The following is a 17,313-nucleotide window of genomic DNA, read 5'->3' as shown; positions in this document are numbered from 1 at the left end:
TGTCGAAGTAGGTCGACGCGGCGCCGTCAGGTAGCGCCGGCCGTCGAGATAACAAATTCCCAGTACACTAATGATCTAAACGTTCAATAGTGGAAGAGCAGACCAATACTGGATTGGGAGTGCATCAGTTAACTTCTCGTTCAGGTCCGTCAATTTCGGCGGCCAGCGACACAGAGAAAGTGACGGACTCCGATGGCATCCGGCGACGGGAGCAAGGCAGGCGACACCGGTGAGGACGCCCGGGTGTCGCGCACGCGTGCCGACGTCGCGCGCGCCGCGCTCGAGGTACTCACCACGGATGGCTCCGACGCGGTGACCCACGCGCGCGTCGCCGAGGTCGCCGGCTACTCCAAGACCACCCTGTACACCCATTGGCCTGCGCGGGTCGACCTGATCGCCATGGCGATCGAGAGCATCGGCGACATGCCACACCACGAGCGCACGGGTGTCCTACGCGACGACCTGATCGGGGAGCTCCACGTGTTTCGCGCCGGCGTGCTGGACATGCGACTGGACCGGGTGCTGTCCGGGATGGCCGAGTGGGCGTCGGAGGAGCAGATGGCGCGCATCCGTCAGAGGGTGAACACCGACGGCCAGCACCAGATGTACGAGATGCTCGGTGAGCTCTTCTCCGGCGCCGCGCTGGACGCCGCGGTCTCCATGCTCACCGGTGTCGTCGCGTGCCCGGCCATCATGTTCGGAACGGTGCCCGAGGACGCGGTCATCGAGGCGGCCGTCGACGTCGTGCTGAACGGCCGCCAGCGTTCGGCTGGCTGAGTCGCGGACTACCCGGGCGGTTCGGTGGGACCGGGGTCGGGTGGCGGCGCCTTGCCGAGCCACTCCTTGAGGCGGACGAGTTGGCTGACCACCAGGCCCGCCCCGAGGAGCAGTGCGATCGAGATGACGACGACGACAGTCAACGGGCCCTCCTAGACTTGGCTCCAGCCTAGGCATCCGGCGCGGCCACGACGGCGGAACCGCCGGGCTAGAACCCGTAGAGGTCCTTCAACGCCCGAATCGGCTCGGCGCCGTGGATCGCCGCGCGCATCGAACTCTCGACGGACTTGTCGGAGACGAACAGCATCTCGTCACCTGCCTGCAGCACCTCCTCGGGCGTCGGCACGTGCACGCTGCCGTCGCGGACCAGGGTCACCATGGCGGTGTTCTCGGGCAGGTCCAGATCTCCGATGCGTTGGCCGACCAGCGGGTTGTCTTGTGGCAGAGTGAGTTTCGCCAGATCTGCTTGACCTTCGCGTAGGCCCATCAACCGCACCAGGTGCCCGACGTCGATGGCGCCCTCGACGCCCGCCACCATCGCACCGGGCGTCGAGACGGCCACGTCGATCCCCCAGGCCTGGGTGAACAACCACTCGTTGCGGATCTCGTTGATGCGGGCGACGACCCGCGGCACGCCGAATTCGGACTTGGCCAACAGCCCGACGACGAGGTTGGCCTTGTCGTCACCGGTCGCCGCGATGAGGACGTCGCAGGTCTCGGCGCCCGCCTCCTCCAACGTCGTCACCTCGCAGGCGTCGGCGAACAACCAGTCGGCGTCCGGCACGACGTGCGGTTCGAACTTGCGGCGCTCGCGTTCGATCAGCAGCACCTTGTGACCGTTGTCGAGGAGTTCCTGCGCCACCGAGCGACCGACGTTTCCCGCGCCGGCGATCCCAATGCGTGTCCTTCGCTCCCCCGCCACCCGTCCATCTTCGTCCATCCTCGGCCGTGGCGTCGCCAGCACGCACGACGACCGGGCGTCCTACTGAAATACTGACCGCACACTCCGGCCCTCGCATCGGTCCGAACCGCCACGTCCGCCCACGTCCGAACGGGAACCATTGAGCCTGCACGAGTTGTACCTGGCGTTGCTGATCGGCGGCTTCGTGTTGCTCGCCAGCATCGTCGGTACCCGAGTGGCCACCCGGGTCGGCTTTCCCAGCCTGCTGCTGTTCCTGCTGGTCGGCGTCGCGATCGGCGAAGACGGCCTCGGCTTGCAGTTCGACGACGTCGAGCTGGCCCGCAACATCGGCACCGCCGCCCTGGCCGTCATCCTGGTCGAGGGCGGCCTGACGACGCGGTTCTCCGACATCCGCACGGTCATCGCGCCCGCGGGTGCACTCGCCACGCTCGGCGTGGTGATCAGCTTGGTGGTCACCGCCGCTGGAGCGCATCTGCTGCTCGGCATGGACTGGCAGCTAGCGCTCCTCCTCGGCGCCATCGTGTCGTCCACCGACGCCGCGGCGGTGTTCTCGGTGCTGCGGGTACTGCCGCTGCCCCGACGGGTGGCGGGTCTACTCGAGGCCGAATCGGGCTTCAACGACGCGCCCGCCGTCATCTTCGTGCTGATGTTCAGCGCCGTACCCTTCGTCTTCGATCCGGAGAGCGCCGTCGGCGACCTGGTGTACGAGTTGCTGGCCGGCACGGGAATCGGGCTGGGCTTCGGCTACCTCGGGGCGCTGCTGCTGCGACGGGTCGCCCTGCCCGCGTCCGGCCTCTACCCCATCGGGACGTTCGGGATCGGCATCGTCGCGTTCGCCGCGGCGGGCTCCGTGCACGCCTCCGGCTTCATCGCCGCCTACCTCGCTGCAGTGGTCCTGGCCAACTCCGGGCTGCCGCACCGGTCGGCGACGCGGTCCTTCGCGGAGGGCCTGGGCTGGCTGGCACAGATCGGCCTCTTCGTCCTCCTTGGCCTGCTGGTCGACCCCAGCGAGCTCGCCGCGGACCTCGTGCCCGCGATCGTCGTCGGCCTGGTGCTGCTCCTCGTCGCGCGGCCGCTGTCGGTGGTGGGGTCACTGGCCGGGTTCAAGGTCCCGCTGCGCGAGAAGGTCTTCCTGTCCTTTGCGGGTCTGCGCGGCGCGGTGCCGATCGTGTTGGCCACGTTCCCGATCGTGGCCGGGGTGCCCGACAGCAACCGCCTGCTCAACGTCGTGTTCGTTCTGGTGTTGGTCTTCACCCTGGTGCAGGGGCCCAGCCTGCGCCCGCTGGCGCATGCGCTGCGGCTGATCCCGCGCGATTCGCCACGGGAGATCTACGTCGAGTCCGCGCCGCTGGACGTGCTCGAGGCGGAGCTGCTGACGCTGACCGTGCGGCCCACCTCCCGGCTGCATGACGTCACCGTCCTCGAGCTTCGGCTGCCCGACCCCAGCGTGATCACGCTGATCATCCGGGACGGCCACACGTTCGTCCCCCTGCCCGACACCCGCATCGAAGCCGGCGACGAGCTGCTGATCGTCACCACCACCAAGACCCGCGCCTCGGCCGAGCGCAGGCTCCGTGCGGTCAGCCGCCGAGGGAAGCTCGCGTACTGGTTCGACGAGTACGGCGAGCCGGACTAGCGCGCCGACTCTGCGACCACTGCGCAAAAGTGCGAGAGGCAGCCACGGGGACCGCAGAGTCGAGCACGCGAGAATTCGACCGGTAAGCGCTACTTGCCCGGCAGCGTCGCCGCCAGGCGTGGGCAGAAGTCGTGATCCTGCAACTCTTCTCCCGCGGCCTCGTTGCCGGTCGCGGCGTCGGCCCGGTCGGTGAGGACCACGAAACCAGGCTGCCCGTTCGCGTCCACCGAGCCCACCACCACCAGGGTGCGAGAGGCCATGTCGCCGCGCGCGCCCGCCACCCCGTCGGCCAGGAGGTCGAACGGATTGGCCGACCCCAGGTCGTCGCCGGCGATCGACATGGCGTCGTACCGATGCCCGGCCAGCTCGACGGGGAATGGCGCCCACCCCGGACCGACCGCACTGCCGTACCGGGTCAGCGCGTCGTGCACGTCGGGGCGCACGCAGTCGACGTGGATGTGCAGCTGATCCTGCGACCGCGCGTAGGCCGAGTTGATGGCCAGACTCATCCACTGCCGCGGGAGTCGGGCGCCCGCCCGCTCGTCGACGAAGGACCTCGCCCGCCACGCCGCCGCGAAGTAGTTTGGCGCCGTGGGCGCGAGGATTGCCGGATCGTCTATGCCAGAGGAACGTTCGGTGGGGATCAGCAGGAACTGCGTGGCGCCGACGAGGTCCTTGAGCACCGCGGAGCCCGCCGCGAGGTCGACGCTCGCGCACGGTGCGGGGTCGTCGTGGGCGAGCTGATTCGGGACGCACTGGCCGTTCACGATGTTCCACAGCGCGCTCGGGTCGGCGTGAACGGTTGCCGAGGTCGCCAGCGCGACGACGAGCGACACCACCACCATCAGTCCGGTTCGCACGCCTGCGATCTTGTCAGACGGCCGCCGCGGGTCGAACGAGGTAGGGCCCGACGTTGCGCATGGCCCGCCGCACGTAGTCGTCCTTCTCCCCTACCGGCGCCACGTAGTGCAACGCACTCTCGGCCGCCTCGACGTCGACCAGCCGGGCGATGAGCCACGCGGCGAGGTAGGGCGACGCGAGACAGCCGCCCGCGGTGGCGACGTCGCCCCTGGCGAAGAACGGTTGGTGCAGGACCTCCACGCCGGCTTCCCGCACCCACGGCTTCGTCGTCAGATCCGTGCACGCCGGAACCCCGTCGAGCAGTCCGAGTTTGGCCAGCACCAGGGTTCCCGAGCACTGCCCTGCCAGCAGTTGACGTGCCGGGTCCAGGCGCAGCCGGGCCATCAGGGCGTGGTCCTCGACGACCTCGCGGGTCCGCATTCCGCTGCCGACGATCACGGCGTCGGCGGTGCAGGCCTCCTCGACGGTGGCCATGGCGTCCACGACGACGCCGTTCATCGAGCGCACCCGCGGGGTGGGGCTGGCGATGGACACGCGCCAGCCGGGCTGCGTCACGCGGTTGAGGACGCCGAGTGCGATCAGCGAGTCGAGTTCGTTGAAGCCGTCGAAGGTGAGGATGGCGATGTGCATGGCGGCGATCGTATGGTCCGGCGAGCGTGACAATCAAAGAATTGTCATGCATACAATCTCGGGGTGGCGCCGTCGAGATACAAGGGTGTGGTCGACGCGATGGCCGCCGACATTCGGTCGGGCCGGCTGCCGTCGGGCACCCGCCTGCCGACCCACCGGAAACTGGCCGCCGCCGAGGAGCTCGCCGTCGTCACCGCCTCGCGCGTCTACGCCGAACTCGAGGCCATGGGGCTGGTCAGCGGCGAGCGCGGTCGCGGCACCTTCGTCCGCGACACCACCCTGTCCCCCGGTCACGGCGTCGACCAGCAGGCGCTCGGCGCCGACGTGGCCGACCTGAACTTCAACTACCCGTCGCTGCCTGGCCAACCCGAGCTCCTGCGACGGGCGTTGCGCGACCTCGCTTCAGGGGGTGACCTGGCCGCCCTCCTGCGCTACCAGCCCCACGGGGGCAGGTCGCACGAAAGAGCCTCGGCGGCAGGATATCTCGAGAAGCACGGGTTGCCGGTGAGCGCCAACCGGGTTCTGCTGGTCAACGGGTCGCAGCATGGCTTGGCTGTCACCGTCATGGCCCTGCTGCAACCGGGTGACGTCGTCGCGGTGGACGCCGTGACCTATCCGGGGTTCAAGGTCCTCGCCGAGACCCTTCGGCTCGAACTGGCACCGCTGCCCGCCGGCGGCGACGGCACCGACCTGGACGCCCTCGACCGTCTGTGCGCCACCCGGCGCGTCCGTGCGGTGTACGCGATGCCCACCCTGCACAACCCGCTGGGGTGGGTGACGACCGACGCCCACCGCGACCGCCTGGTCGGCATCGCGCGGCGACACGGCCTCCTCATCGTCGAAGACGCCGCCTACGCCTATCTCGCCGACCGTCCGCCGGCATCGCTCGCCGCGCGGGCCCCGGAACTCACCGTCCACGTGACCGGTCTCTCCAAGAGCGTCGCCACCGGACTTCGTGTCGGATTCGTCGCGGCACCAACGGAATTCATGCCGGTGCTGGAGCGGGCGATCCGTGCCACCACCTGGAACACGCCCGCGGTGATGACGGCGATCGCCTGTCGCTGGCTGGACGACGGTACCGTCGCGCGGCTCGAGACCGCCAAGCGCGCCGACGCGCGGGCCAGACAGACGATCGCGCGCGACGTGCTGGCGGGCCTGCCGGTGGTCGGCCATCCGGCGTCGTACTTCCTGTGGCTTCCCCTGCCCGAGGACGTGCGCGCGGACCGGGTCGTGGCCGACCTGGCACACCAGCGGGTGTCGGTGTCCACCGCCGAGCCGTTCGCCGTAGGCCACGTGCCGCAGGCGCTTCGCCTGGCCTTGGGCTCGACCGACTTCGACGTACTGCGCGGCGCCGTCGGCACGGTCGCACGGGTCGTCGACGACCACGCCAACCTCTGATCGAGACGAGAGCCGCGATGACCACCGCCTCGCCGCACTACGTCGACTACCAGAGCACGACCGATCGGGTCATCCCGGTGGTCGTGCCCGAACGGGACCGACCTACGCCAACGCGTCTCGGCGCGAGAGGTTTTCCTGGACTTCCTGCTGCCACACACCGTAGGCGTGGGTGGTGTCGACCTCCAGTTCGAACCGGTCGACCATGTCGTCGGTGACGTCGGCGACGTCGACGTAGAACTGCTCGTACCAGCGCCGGTGCTGGTACACCGCGCCGTCCTCCTCGGTCAGCAGCGGGTTGTCGATGCGCGTCTTGTGCTTCCACACCTCCACGTCGTCGAGGAAGCCCTCGCCGAAGTTCTTGCTCAGCGTCGCGGCGAGCCGCGCCGCCTTGTCCTCGGGCAGGCCGTCGATCTTCTGGACGGCGACGCCGTACTGCAGGACGAAGGAATTCTGCGTGACCGGGTAGTGGCAGTTGATCAGCGCCACCTCGAGGGTGAAGTCCGGCGCGACGTCGTTGTGCAGCCAGTTGATCATGTAGGCGGGCCCGAAGTAGGTGGCCTCCGACCTCAGATTCGTTCCCTCCCAGAGATTGTCGTAGTTCTCCGTGGTGTCGGGACGCGCCTTGGACTCCATGAACTGGCTGGCGGTCTGACCCTCGATCACGTTCTTGAAGTACGTCGGGTACGCCCGGTGAATGTAGAAGAAGTGGGCCATGTCGACGTTGTTGTCGACGATCTCCCGGCAGTGCGAGCCCTCGATGAAGATCGTGTTCCACGTCCACGGCGACCACTTGCCCTCGTCGTAGCCGTCGATGGTCGGCGGAGTCAGCTCGGCGGGCGGCGTCGACCCCTCGGGGTCGTGCCACACCAGGAGCTGACCGTTCACCTCCTGGCACGACCACTTTCGCGTGCGTGCCAGCCGTGGGGTGCGGCGGGCATAGGGCACCTCGACGCATCGGCCGGTCGAGCCCTGCCAGCGCCAGTCGTGAAACGGACACGCCACGGTGTCGCCCTTGATCGTTCCCATCGACAGGTCCCCACCCATGTGCCGGCAGTATCCGTCGAGCGCGTGGAGCTGGCCCTCGGGGTCGGCGAAGACGACCAGGCGCGTGCCGAACGCGTCGACGCCGTGCGGTGCGCCGTCGCGGAACGAGTCGGCCAGGCCGAGACAGTGCCACCCCCTCGCGAACCGAGTCATGGGTGTGCCGGCGTCGATCTCGCGGACGCCGCTCTCGCGGGGGTGGTCGACAGCAGTCATCGTGCATCCTTCCGGCGGGCTGGCCGATGACCGAGTTAAGCACATCCGCTTAATCCATGTCGAGGAAAGTCTAGGATCAGCCCGTGGATCGTGGAACCCGGTCGAAGGACGCGCTGCTCGACGCCGCCGAGCGGCTGATCGCCGAGCACGGGTTCGAGGTACCGCTGCGCGACATCGCCAAGGCGGCCGGCCAGCGCAACAACTCGGCGGTCAACTACCACTTCCGCAGCAGACAGGACCTCGTCGACGCCGTGGTGGCGCGTCGTCTGCTGCCCATGGAGCTGGAACGCGAACGCATGCTCGGGGAGCTCGACGCCGACGCCGACGCGCACGCGCTGATGCGGGTGCTCGTCCTGCCGCTGCTGCGCCTGGAGAGCACGCACTACGCGCGCTTCGTGCAGGTGGTCGGACCCCGACTGCGCACGGAGCCAATGAATTCCGCCGAGACCGCCTGGCCGAGGGTGCTCGATGCGCTCTCGCACGCGGTGCCCGGCGGCGACCGCAGGACACGTCACCGCCGCGTCGCCGCGGTCGCCACCGCGATGTTCGCGCTCGCCGCGGAGCACGAGCGGGCGGCACAGGACGGCACGGATCCCGGCGATCCCGAGGAGATCGTGCACATGCTCGCGGCAATGCTGACGGCCACCGCTCCCCGGCTGGTGTGACGCTAGAGTGCGTCGATGACCCCGCAGCCGTTGGTACCGGACGACTTCGAGGTGCCGCGCGAGCTTCGCGCGCCGCGGTTTCGCCTCGAACCCCTTGGCCCGCAGCACAACACTGCCGATCTGAACGCCTGGACCACCAGCATCGAGCACATTCGGGCCACTCCCGGGTTTCAGCGCCGGGACTGGCCGCCGGACGGCGGCCTCTCGGCCGAGGCCAACCTGGTCGACCTCGTCCGCCACGACGACGAATTCGAGCGGCGGGTGGCGTTCGCGTACACCGTGCTGCGGCCCGAGGACGGCGACGTCATCGGATGTCTCTACCTCGATCCCGGACCGCGGCCCGGCGTGGTGGACGTGCGGTCGTGGGTTCGCGCCGACGTCGCCGACCTCGATCCCGTTCTGCGCCAAGCGGTTCGGCAATGGCTCGCCGACGCCTGGCCGTTCGACGAGGTGCTCTACGCCGGTTGAGGGCTACGGCCCGGGTCGAGGATCACCTTCACGCACTCCGGGCTGCGCGCCGCCACCGCGGCGTAGGCGTCGGCCGCCTCGGTCAACGGGAACCGGTGCGTGAAGATGCCGTCGGTGCGCAGCTGCCCACCCGTCACCAGCGGAAGCAGGTCCACCCACGTCTGCTGGATGGGGGCGGTCGTCATGCGCAGGGTGAGGTTGCGGATCAGCGCCATCAGGATCGGCAGCGGGTAGGGGTCGAGGTCGTGCACGCCGAGGACCGACACCGTGCCGTCGGCACGCACGCACGCCAGGGCGTCGTCGAGGGTGGCGTTCAGCGCGACGGTGTCGATCACGCTGTCGGCCCCGCGACCGCCGGTGCGCTCGAGCACCGCCGCGACGGTCGGCCCCTCAAGCGCCGTGGCCCCCGAATCCACCGCCAACGCGCGGCGGCCCGCCACCGGATCGGCGGCCAGGACGGTGCCCGCCCCCTGGGCGAACGCCGCACGCACCGCGCAGAGTCCGACGGCGCCGAGGCCGATGACGACGACCGTCCCACCCGGCGGGATGTCGGCCTTCTTCGCTCCGATCCACCCGGTCGAGAGGTTGTCCGTCAGCAACAGCGCGGCCTCGTCGTCGACCCCCTCGGGAATCGGGAGGAGCTGAAAGTTGGCGTTGGGCACCGCGACTGCGGTGGCCTGCCCCCCACCCAGCACGCCGGAGCCGAAGATCTGCATGCCGTGCACACACGTGACGGGGTTGCCCGTTGCACACCCGGCGCACTTTCCGCAGCCGGTGACCGATGCCGCGAGCACGCGGTCGCCGACCCGCACGTTGGACACCTCCGGCCCGACTTCCAGGACGGTGCCGATGAATTCGTGACCGACGGCCACCCCGTCGCCGACCGGCAGATCGCCGTCGTAGAAGTGCAAATCGGATCCGCAGATCGCCGTCGCCTCCACCCCGACCACCGCTCCGTCGGCTCCGGGCGGAACCGGGTCTGGGGCGTCGCGGAGCTCGACGGCGCCGGGACCGGTGATGACGACGTTGCGCATCGGGCAGACGCTACCGGCGGGGCAGCGTCCCGAGGCGGGTAATGACAGACCCTCCCACCCGGAGTCGTCCGGTCGTAACGTCGATCGCATGAAGCACATCACGCTCGGAGATCTGGACGTCGCCCGCATCGGCCTGGGCGCCATGGGCATGTCGTTCGCCTACACGGGGGCGGGCACCGACGACGAGGAGTCCATCCGCACGATTCAGCGGGCCCTCGACCTCGGTGTCACCCTCGTCGACTCCGCCGAGATCTACGGCCCGTACGTCAACGAGGAACTGGTGGGCCGGGCCGTCAAGGGTCGCCGCGACGACGTGGTGCTCGCCACCAAGTTCGGCATGGTCTCGCACGCGGGCGAGGGTCCCGGCCATCTCGACAGCACTCCGGCGAACATCCGCACCGCCGTGGAGGGCTCGCTTCGACGGCTCGACACCGACCGGATCGACCTGTACTACCAGCACCGCGTCGACCCGGCGACACCGATCGAGGACACCGTCGGCGCACTGGCCGAGCTGGTGTCCGAGGGCAAGATCCGGCACATCGGGCTGTCCGAGGCCGGCGTCGACAACATCCGCCGTGCGCACGCCGTGCACCCGATCACCGCGCTGCAGTCGGAGTACTCACTGTGGACCCGCGACCCGGAGCCCGACGTGCTGCCGCTCCTGCGCGAACTCGGGATTGGGTTCGTCGCGTACTCGCCGCTGGGGCGCGGCTTCCTCACCGGACAGATCACGTCGACTGCCGACTTCGACGACTCCGACAACCGCAAGACCAACCCCCGCTTCGTATGCGAGAACTTCGAACAGAACCTGCGCGCGGTCGCCGAGGTGAAGGCCATCGCGGCCGACGTCGGCGCCACCCCGGCTCAGGTCGCACTGGCCTGGCTGCTGGCCCAGGGCGACGACATCGCGCCCATCCCCGGCACCAAGCGCGTGTCGCGGCTCGAGGAGAACGTCGCCGCCGACGGCGTCGAGCTGACGGCGGAGCAGCTTCGAAAGTTGACCGAGGTGTCCCCCGCGGTGGGCGAGCACCACAACGAGCAGCAGATGAAGATGATCGACCGCTGAGTCGCCCGCTCCGTACCCTGGACGAGGTGAGCACAGCACTGCCGACCACGGTCCTCCACGACAGCCACTTCGCCCGCGACCTGCCGGAGATGGCCGTCGCGTGGCGGGCCGCCGAGGCACCCGAGCCCCGCCTGCTGGCCCTCAACGAAACACTGGCCGCCGAACTGGGTCTCGACGTGCCGTGGCTCCGAAGCGCGGCTGGTCTGCGGCTGCTGGTCGGCGCCGAGGTTCCCGAGGGTGTGACGCCGGTGGCCCAGGCGTACTCCGGACACCAATTCGGCGGGTACACACCACGTCTCGGCGACGGCCGTGCGTTGCTGCTCGGCGAACTCACCGACTCGGACGGCCGACGACGCGACCTTCATCTCAAGGGCTCCGGGCGCACCCCCTTCGCCCGCGGTGGCGACGGACTCGCGGCCGTCGGCCCGATGCTGCGCGAGTACGTCGTCAGCGAGTCGATGCACGCCCTCGGCATCCCGACTACGCGCGCCCTGGCCGTCGTCGCGACCGGGGCCGAGGTGTGGCGGGAGACCGCCCTGCCAGGGGCCGTCCTCGCCCGCGTCGCCAGCAGCCATCTGCGCGTCGGCAGCTTCCAATACGCAGCCGCCTCCGGGGACCTCGACCTGGTACGCCGGCTCGCCGACCATGCCATCGCCCGGCACTACCCCGCCGCGGCGGGCGCCGAGCAGCCCTATCTGGCCCTGTTCGACGCGGTGGTCGCCGCACAGGCGGGCTTGGTCGCGCAGTGGATGCTCGTCGGCTTCATCCACGGGGTGATGAACACCGACAACATGACGATCTCGGGCGAGACGATCGACTACGGACCGTGTGCCTTCATGGAGGCCTACGACCCGGCGACGGTGTACAGCTCGATCGACCACGCGGGGCGCTACGCGTATGCCAACCAGCCGATCGTCGCGCAGTGGAACCTGGCCCGCTTCGCCGAAACCCTTCTGCCGCTGATCGACGACGACCAACAGCGCGCCGTGGAGGTCGCGGTGGAATCGCTCGGCAGGTTCACCGCCGCCTACGACGCCGCCTGGGCCTCGGGCGCGAGAGCCAAGCTCGGCGTGGCCGCCGGCGTGGACGACGCGACGGTGACGTCCCTGGCCACGGACCTGCTGGCCCAACTTACCCAGAGCCGGGTCGACTACACGTCGTTCTTCCGCCACCTGGCCGCGGCCGCCCGCGGGGACGCCGAACCCGCCCGCGGGCTGTTCCTCGACCTGGCCGGGTTCGACGACTGGCTGGCCAGGTGGCGGGCCCTCGACCCGGACGCCGAGGCGATGGACCGGGTAAACCCCGTGTACGTCCCGCGCAACCACCTTGTCGAGGAAGCCCTGGCCGCAGCCACTTCCGGTGACGTCGGCCCGCTGAACCGGCTTCTCGAGGCCGTCGCGTCGCCCTACGACGAACGCGCCGACCTCGAGCGGTACGCCACCCCGGCCCCCGACGACTTCGGTCCGTACCAAACGTTCTGCGGCACCTGACCCCCGACGTCGTGAAGATCACGTGCATTCGGAGGGTTTGCATCCGCGAAAATTAGGCAAACTAGCAGCATGACTTTGCGCTCCCTCACCCCCGTCCTTGGTGCTGTGGCGGCTCTGACGTGGTCATTGGTGAGCGGCACTGCTCCCGGCGCGTCCGCCGAACCCCTGCCGAACGCCTCCAACCCGGGGTGCTCCGACGTCGACCTCGTCTTCGCGCGCGGCACCGGCGAGCCCGTCGGCCTCGGGTACGTGGGCGACTCCTTCGCGGATTCGCTGCGCTCCAAGCTGGGAGGCAAGTCGCTCGACGTCTACGCGGTGAACTATCCGGCCACCATCGACTTCCCCAGGGCCGTCGACGGCATCAACGACGCCGCCGCCCACATCCAGGCCACCGTGGCGAACTGCCCGAAGTCCAAGATCGTGCTCGGCGGATTTTCTCAGGGCGCCGCCGTGGCTGGGTTCGTCACCGCCGACGTCGTGCCACCGGGCGCCGCGGACTCCGGCGTGACGGGCCCGCTGCCGCCGGCCGTGGCCGACCACGTGGCCGCGGTGGCCCTCTTCGGCAAGCCGTCGCCGCGCTTCATGAACTTCGTCAACCAGCCCGACATCGTGATCGGCCCGAAGTACGCGGGCAAGACCCTCGACTCGTGCGTGCCCGGGGACCCGATCTGTTCCGACGGCGGCGACTTCTCCCTCCACAACGCCTACGTCCCCGACGGTCGGGTGGACCAGGCGGCCGACTACGTCGTCGGCAAGCTCGGGTATCCCGTTCCCGCAGCGCCGCCACCACCGCCGGCGGACGCACCGCCGCCACCACCACCGGCACCCGACGCCGGCCTCCCGCCGGCTCCCGCTCCGGCACCTGCGCCCGCTCCGGCTCCCGCGCCCGTAGCCGTTCCGGCTCCTGCCCCAGGGGCGCCTGCTCCCGCACCCGCCTGAGCCGCAACGGCTTTCACCGCCGCGAGCTTCATCGTCGGAGCAGGCGCAGCGCCGACAGCAGCTGCCAGCCGATGATGGTGTAGACGCAGGTCCGTTCCCACACCGCGCCAGGGAGGATCACCGTCGAGGCGGTCACCGCCCCGACGGCGAGCACGACGAAGGCCAGCAGGCCCAGTGCCGCGATCCCGGCGGAAACCAATCGGTACCAACGGGATTCGCTCACCAACCGATACCCGGCGAGGATGGCGGCATTGCCTCCGACGATGGCGACCGTCGCGGCCGACACGTGAACCCAGGCGATCCCCGCGCCGCCACTGGGCACCATCGCGACGACGACGTTGCCGACCGCGTTGGCCGCGGCGCATGCCACGAAGACGCCCCTGCCGGGGCCGCGTCTGGTGCGGGTCAGCGCCAGCGCCGCCGCGAGGAACAGCGTGCCCTGCACGACGAACGCCGTGTTCATCAGAGGGCTCAGCGGGGAATCGGGCCTGCCGAGGTCGCTGATGAAGTTCGTCGCGTAGCGGTATCCCGGATGGGCCGCGGCGGTGATCGCCTCCAACCCCAGGTAGGCCACGCCGGCGACGGCCCAGCACGCGGCGGCGATCCGGGTTGTCACTGCGACACCCCGAGGGCGACGGTCAGTTCCAGGATCATCTGGGGGTCGTCGAGCCGGTCTCCGTAGAGCTCACGGAGTTGCGTCATGCGGTAGCGCACCGTCTGCGCGTGGACGAAGAGTTCGGCGGCGACGGCGTCGCGCTGCCCCCGGTGCAGAAGCCACGATCGCAACGTCTCGGCCAGGCGGTCCGCGGTGGTGGGCCGCAGGTCGGCCAGCGGCGCCAGGGCGTGGCGGCGAAGGTCGGCGGCGGCGTCGCGGTCGGCGGTCAGGACCAACTCGACCAGGTGCTCCTCGGTGTCGACGATCTCCTCGTCGACCGCCAGCTGCCTGGCGCGCAGCGCACGCCGATAGGACGACTCGACGAATGCCCACGGCCGCGCCGGGCCCACCACCGCTCGGCGACCCTGTAGCGCCGACCGCAGCTGCCCGCGGTACCTGCCGTCCAGGTCCGGAACCAGAAGCACCGCAAGTGATTCCGCGGGCTCGACGCCGGGCAGGTCCTCGCTCAACTGCAGCGTCGACTGTCCGAATCGGGCCGCCAATCCGCGGGTCTGGGCCTCGGCGACCAGGATTGCGGTCAGGGTGTCCGGTGGGTGCCAGTCCGCCTCCTCGGCGCTGGCCGTCACCACGTCGACGGGAGCTCCGGCGATCAGCTGCTTGGCCAGCCTGTCGAGATATCGCTGGCGGACCCGACCGGTGGTCGCCAATTCGTCGGTGTGTCCGGCGACGCTGGAGGCCGAGAGTTCGTCGATGAACGCGAACACCAACTCGGCGAAGCGGGCGACGGTCTCGGCGTCCAGCCCGGCGGCGACGGCCGTGGACGACAGCTCGCGCCACGCCACCCGCGCGCCGACCCGGTACGCCGAGAGCAGCGCGTCCATGGTGCGGCCCTGACGGGCCTCCCCGCGCCCGAGTTCGTAGGCCCCGTCCAGGGCGGGGGTCAGCGTCGCGCTCGGGTCGGAGTCGTGCGAGCGCACGGCCAACCGCAGGAAGGCGCCGAGGGCCATCTGCACGGCGTTCTCGATGGTCTGGCCCATTGGGCCACTGAAGGCGCGCGTGTAGCTGGGAACCTCCACCGTCACCGCGGTCACCGTGCGCTCGGCCATCCGCGGCAGGACGGCCCGAAGCGCCTCGGCCATCTCGTCGGAGAGGTCGAGACCGGTGAAGCGGACCGCCGATTCAGACAAACTGTTCCCTGCGAACAAATTGATGGTGAGTATTCACACCTGACATTCAAGACTTTATACCTGCACCTCAGCCAGAGTGGGGTAATGACGACGACAGCACCTCTACCGACCGCCGTCGGCGCGCTGCGGGCCCGGGTCATCAAGTTCGCCGAACGCGTGACCACGCCGCTGGTCCCCGCCGACTACCTCGACGTCATCGATCCCCTGCGCTCGAGTGCGGACCTGCGCGGCCGCATCGTCGCCATCCATCCCGAGACTCGTGACGCCGTCTCCGTGGTGATCAAGCCCGGTCGTGGGTGGCTGGGTCACACGCCCGGTCAGTACGTCCGCATCGGGATCGACGTCGACGGCATTCGCCAGTGGCGCGCTTACTCACTGACCTCCGAGACGTCTCGGCGGGACGGCTGCATCGCCATCACCGTGAAGGCGATTCCGGACGGCAAGGTCAGCAATCACATCGTCCGCCGGGCGCGACCCGGCACCGTCGTCCAACTCGACCAGGCCGCCGGCGAATTCACCCTCGGCGAGCAGGCGCCACCCAAGATCCTCTTCCTCACCGCGGGCAGTGGCGTCACCCCCGTGATGGGGATGCTGCGCAACATGACCGACACGGGTTCAGACGTCGTCGTCGTGCACTCGGCGCCGACCGCCGACGACGTCATCTTTGGCGGCGAACTCCGACAGCTGGAGCGCCAGGGGCGAATCCGGTTGGTGGAGAAGCACACCGACGTCGACGGCATGCTCGACGTCGCAACCCTGCATCACCTGGTCGACGACCTCGCCGACCGGCAGACCTGGGCGTGCGGGCCGGCGGGCATGCTCGACGCCCTCGAATCCCGGTGGGCCGCCGACGGGATCGCCGATCGACTGCACACCGAGCGCTTCCGCCCGGTCATCATCACCGAGGGTGACGGTGGCGAGGTGACCTTCTCCAAGTCCGGCACCGTGGTCGACGCCGGCAGCGCCGAGACCCTGCTCGACGCCGGCGAGGCCGCGGGTGTCCTCATGCCGTCGGGCTGCCGGATGGGCGTCTGCTTCGGCTGCGTCGTCCCGCTCCGCCAAGGCGCCGTGCGCGACCTGCGCACCGGTGACGTCACCTCCGCCGCACCCGGCGACAACGTCCAAATCCAGACCTGCGTCTCCGCCGCCGCGGGCTCGTGCGACATCGATCTCTAATCCACCAGGAGACCACCATGACCACTGCTCAGATCGACATGAACCCCACCACCGCGCACCTCACCGCCGAGGACGTCGAGAACCTCGGCCGCGAGCTCGACGCGATTCGCGAGCAGATCATCGCCAGCCGCGGCGAGCGCGACGCCGCCTACATCCGCAAGGTGATCGACGGTCAACGCAAGCTCGAACTGGGCAGCCGCGCCGTCCTGCTGTTCTCGCTGTTCCCGCCCGCCTGGTTCGTCGGCACCGTCGGGCTGTCGATCTCCAAGATCGTCGAGAACATGGAGATCGGGCACAACGTCATGCACGGCCAGTGGGACTGGATGCGCGACAGCAAGATTCACTCCACGACGTGGGAGTGGGACAACGCCTCCCCCGCCGAGATGTGGAAGCACTCGCACAACGAGGTGCACCACACCTACACCAACGTTCGCGGCAAGGACCACGACCTCGGCTACGGCATCATGCGCGTCGACGAGAACCAGAAGTGGGTGCCCTTCTACGTCGCCCAGCCGCTGTGGAACTTCATCAACGCCTGCGTCATCGAATACGGCATCGCCGCCTACGACCTGCAGATCGGCAAGTACCTCAAGGGCCGCACCGACAAGGCGGAGTTCCAGGGCAAGGCCAAGCGGGTGCTCGCCAAGATCCGCAAGCAGGCCACCCGCGACTACCTGCTGCACCCGCTGCTGTCGGGCCCGTCGGCCCTGCCCACGCTGACCGCCAATCTGACGGCCAACCTGGTGCGCAACCTGTGGACCCACTCGGTCATCATGTGCGGTCACTTCCCCGAGGGCGTGCAGACCTTCGAGAAGCACTCCATCGACGGCGAGACCCGCGGCGAGTGGTACCTGCGTCAGATGCTCGGCTCGGCCAACATCTCCGGAAGTCGGTTGCTGCACTTCATGTCCGGCAACCTTTCGTTCCAGATCGAACACCACCTGTTCCCCGATCTGCCCAGCAATCGGTATCAGGAGATCGCGCCCAAGATCCAGGACGTGTTCGAGCGCTACGGCCTGACCTACACCACCGGTTCGCTGCCGCGGCAGGTCGGCTCGGCGTGGAAGACGGTCTTCAAGCTCTCGCTGCCCAACGACTTCAAGGTGACCGATCTGTTGCGCCGCCGTCGTCGGCCCGCCGCCGTCGCCGAGCGTCCCGAGCTCAAGGCCGCCTAGCGAGAAAAAGATTGTA

18 protein-coding genes are annotated in these 17,313 nt (G+C 69.4%); 10 read left to right on the top strand and 8 right to left on the bottom strand.

The window, feature by feature from the left end:
• The first annotated feature begins 192 nt into the window (after nucleotides 1-192).
• Nucleotides 193-777 (top strand): TetR/AcrR family transcriptional regulator, encoded by a 585-nt coding sequence (locus tag H7J06_RS21160; protein WP_264041066.1) that lies wholly within the window; start codon nucleotides 193-195, stop codon nucleotides 775-777.
• 8 nt (nucleotides 778-785) lie between these two features.
• On the opposite strand, the gene H7J06_RS21155 is transcribed toward H7J06_RS21160, so the two are convergent.
• Both H7J06_RS21155 and H7J06_RS21150 read right to left on the bottom strand, forming a co-directional pair.
• The gene (locus H7J06_RS21155) at nucleotides 786-920 is read right to left on the bottom strand and encodes a hypothetical protein (protein ID WP_264041064.1); all 135 of its coding nucleotides are present in this window, start codon (nucleotides 918-920) and stop codon (nucleotides 786-788) included.
• Between the two features lie 65 nt (nucleotides 921-985).
• Nucleotides 986-1,717: a potassium channel family protein gene (locus H7J06_RS21150; RefSeq protein WP_264041062.1), complete on the bottom strand. Its 732-nt coding sequence runs from the start codon at nucleotides 1,715-1,717 to the stop codon at nucleotides 986-988.
• Nucleotides 1,718-1,838: 121 nt separating this feature from the next.
• Between H7J06_RS21150 and H7J06_RS21145 the strand changes: the two genes are divergently transcribed.
• Nucleotides 1,839-3,335: a potassium/proton antiporter gene (locus H7J06_RS21145; protein ID WP_264041061.1), complete on the top strand. Its 1,497-nt coding sequence runs from the start codon at nucleotides 1,839-1,841 to the stop codon at nucleotides 3,333-3,335.
• Between the two features lie 89 nt (nucleotides 3,336-3,424).
• Here the strand turns inward: H7J06_RS21145 and H7J06_RS21140 are convergent, their stop codons facing one another.
• On the bottom strand, nucleotides 3,425-4,195 hold the full coding sequence (locus tag H7J06_RS21140) for a CDP-diacylglycerol diphosphatase (RefSeq protein WP_264041060.1): 771 nt from the start codon (nucleotides 4,193-4,195) through the stop codon (nucleotides 3,425-3,427).
• A gap of 13 nt (nucleotides 4,196-4,208) precedes the next feature.
• The gene (locus H7J06_RS21135) at nucleotides 4,209-4,826 is read right to left on the bottom strand and encodes a DJ-1/PfpI family protein (RefSeq protein WP_264041059.1); all 618 of its coding nucleotides are present in this window, start codon (nucleotides 4,824-4,826) and stop codon (nucleotides 4,209-4,211) included.
• Between the two features lie 63 nt (nucleotides 4,827-4,889).
• Here H7J06_RS21135 and H7J06_RS21130 point away from each other — a divergent pair, with 63 nt between their 5' ends.
• Entirely contained in the window at nucleotides 4,890-6,224 is a 1,335-nt protein-coding gene (locus tag H7J06_RS21130; protein ID WP_264041058.1) for an aminotransferase-like domain-containing protein, read from the top strand.
• Between the two features lie 102 nt (nucleotides 6,225-6,326).
• Here the strand turns inward: H7J06_RS21130 and H7J06_RS21125 are convergent, their stop codons facing one another.
• On the bottom strand, nucleotides 6,327-7,481 hold the full coding sequence (locus tag H7J06_RS21125) for a 3-ketosteroid-9-alpha-monooxygenase, oxygenase component (protein WP_264041056.1): 1,155 nt from the start codon (nucleotides 7,479-7,481) through the stop codon (nucleotides 6,327-6,329).
• A gap of 83 nt (nucleotides 7,482-7,564) precedes the next feature.
• Between H7J06_RS21125 and H7J06_RS21120 the strand changes: the two genes are divergently transcribed.
• Complete coding sequence (locus H7J06_RS21120) at nucleotides 7,565-8,146, top strand: TetR/AcrR family transcriptional regulator (protein ID WP_264041055.1); 582 nt, start codon at nucleotides 7,565-7,567, stop codon at nucleotides 8,144-8,146.
• A 15-nt stretch (nucleotides 8,147-8,161) separates the two neighbouring features.
• Nucleotides 8,162-8,614 carry a hypothetical protein gene (locus H7J06_RS21115; RefSeq protein ID WP_264041054.1) on the top strand — a complete coding sequence of 151 codons (453 nt, stop codon included), beginning with the start codon at nucleotides 8,162-8,164 and terminating at the stop codon, nucleotides 8,612-8,614.
• On the opposite strand, the gene H7J06_RS21110 is transcribed toward H7J06_RS21115, so the two are convergent.
• The gene (locus H7J06_RS21110; RefSeq protein ID WP_264041053.1) at nucleotides 8,602-9,648 is read right to left on the bottom strand and encodes an alcohol dehydrogenase catalytic domain-containing protein; all 1,047 of its coding nucleotides are present in this window, start codon (nucleotides 9,646-9,648) and stop codon (nucleotides 8,602-8,604) included. The genes H7J06_RS21115 and H7J06_RS21110 overlap by 13 nt on opposite strands.
• Before the next feature lie 88 nt (nucleotides 9,649-9,736).
• Here H7J06_RS21110 and H7J06_RS21105 point away from each other — a divergent pair, with 88 nt between their 5' ends.
• From H7J06_RS21105 to H7J06_RS21095, 3 genes are all read left to right on the top strand, one after another.
• Nucleotides 9,737-10,714, top strand: coding sequence for an aldo/keto reductase (locus H7J06_RS21105; protein WP_264041052.1), 978 nt, complete (start codon nucleotides 9,737-9,739; stop codon nucleotides 10,712-10,714).
• Between the two features lie 26 nt (nucleotides 10,715-10,740).
• Complete coding sequence (locus H7J06_RS21100; RefSeq protein ID WP_264041050.1) at nucleotides 10,741-12,204, top strand: protein adenylyltransferase SelO; 1,464 nt, start codon at nucleotides 10,741-10,743, stop codon at nucleotides 12,202-12,204.
• Between the two features lie 69 nt (nucleotides 12,205-12,273).
• Complete coding sequence (locus H7J06_RS21095) at nucleotides 12,274-13,143, top strand: cutinase family protein (RefSeq protein ID WP_275079699.1); 870 nt, start codon at nucleotides 12,274-12,276, stop codon at nucleotides 13,141-13,143.
• Nucleotides 13,144-13,171: 28 nt separating this feature from the next.
• Here the strand turns inward: H7J06_RS21095 and H7J06_RS21090 are convergent, their stop codons facing one another.
• Complete coding sequence (locus tag H7J06_RS21090) at nucleotides 13,172-13,759, bottom strand: DUF998 domain-containing protein (protein WP_264041048.1); 588 nt, start codon at nucleotides 13,757-13,759, stop codon at nucleotides 13,172-13,174.
• The gene (locus H7J06_RS21085) at nucleotides 13,756-14,946 is read right to left on the bottom strand and encodes a PucR family transcriptional regulator (RefSeq protein ID WP_264041046.1); all 1,191 of its coding nucleotides are present in this window, start codon (nucleotides 14,944-14,946) and stop codon (nucleotides 13,756-13,758) included. The genes H7J06_RS21090 and H7J06_RS21085 overlap by 4 nt, the downstream gene beginning before the upstream one ends.
• An 84-nt stretch (nucleotides 14,947-15,030) precedes the next feature.
• On the opposite strand from H7J06_RS21085, the gene H7J06_RS21080 reads away from it, so the two are divergent.
• Complete coding sequence (locus H7J06_RS21080) at nucleotides 15,031-16,122, top strand: ferredoxin reductase (protein WP_264041044.1); 1,092 nt, start codon at nucleotides 15,031-15,033, stop codon at nucleotides 16,120-16,122.
• A 17-nt stretch (nucleotides 16,123-16,139) separates the two neighbouring features.
• Nucleotides 16,140-17,297 carry a fatty acid desaturase family protein gene (locus tag H7J06_RS21075; protein WP_264041042.1) on the top strand — a complete coding sequence of 386 codons (1,158 nt, stop codon included), beginning with the start codon at nucleotides 16,140-16,142 and terminating at the stop codon, nucleotides 17,295-17,297.
• The last annotated feature ends 16 nt before the right edge of the window (nucleotides 17,298-17,313 follow it).

The sequence above is a fragment of the Mycolicibacterium hodleri genome, from assembly GCF_025822245.1.
Lineage (GTDB): Bacteria > Actinomycetota > Actinomycetes > Mycobacteriales > Mycobacteriaceae > Mycobacterium > Mycobacterium hodleri.
This window is presented reverse-complemented; position numbering and strand designations above follow the sequence as displayed.

Bases quoted from the DNA above. Each gene is read 5' to 3' on its own strand.
- H7J06_RS21160 (WP_264041066.1), top strand. From the start codon at position 193: ATGGCATCCGGCGACGGGAGCAAGGCAGGCGACACCGGTGAGGACGCC.
- H7J06_RS21150 (WP_264041062.1), bottom strand. From the start codon at position 1,717: ATGGACGAAGATGGACGGGTGGCGGGGGAGCGAAGGACACGCATTGGG.
- H7J06_RS21135 (WP_264041059.1), bottom strand. From the start codon at position 4,826: ATGCACATCGCCATCCTCACCTTCGACGGCTTCAACGAACTCGACTCG.
- H7J06_RS21125 (WP_264041056.1), bottom strand. From the start codon at position 7,481: ATGACTGCTGTCGACCACCCCCGCGAGAGCGGCGTCCGCGAGATCGAC.
- H7J06_RS21115 (WP_264041054.1), top strand. From the start codon at position 8,162: ATGACCCCGCAGCCGTTGGTACCGGACGACTTCGAGGTGCCGCGCGAG.
- H7J06_RS21110 (WP_264041053.1), bottom strand. From the start codon at position 9,648: ATGCGCAACGTCGTCATCACCGGTCCCGGCGCCGTCGAGCTCCGCGAC.
- H7J06_RS21105 (WP_264041052.1), top strand. From the start codon at position 9,737: ATGAAGCACATCACGCTCGGAGATCTGGACGTCGCCCGCATCGGCCTG.
- H7J06_RS21095 (WP_275079699.1), top strand. From the start codon at position 12,274: ATGACTTTGCGCTCCCTCACCCCCGTCCTTGGTGCTGTGGCGGCTCTG.
- H7J06_RS21080 (WP_264041044.1), top strand. From the start codon at position 15,031: ATGACGACGACAGCACCTCTACCGACCGCCGTCGGCGCGCTGCGGGCC.
- H7J06_RS21075 (WP_264041042.1), top strand. From the start codon at position 16,140: ATGACCACTGCTCAGATCGACATGAACCCCACCACCGCGCACCTCACC.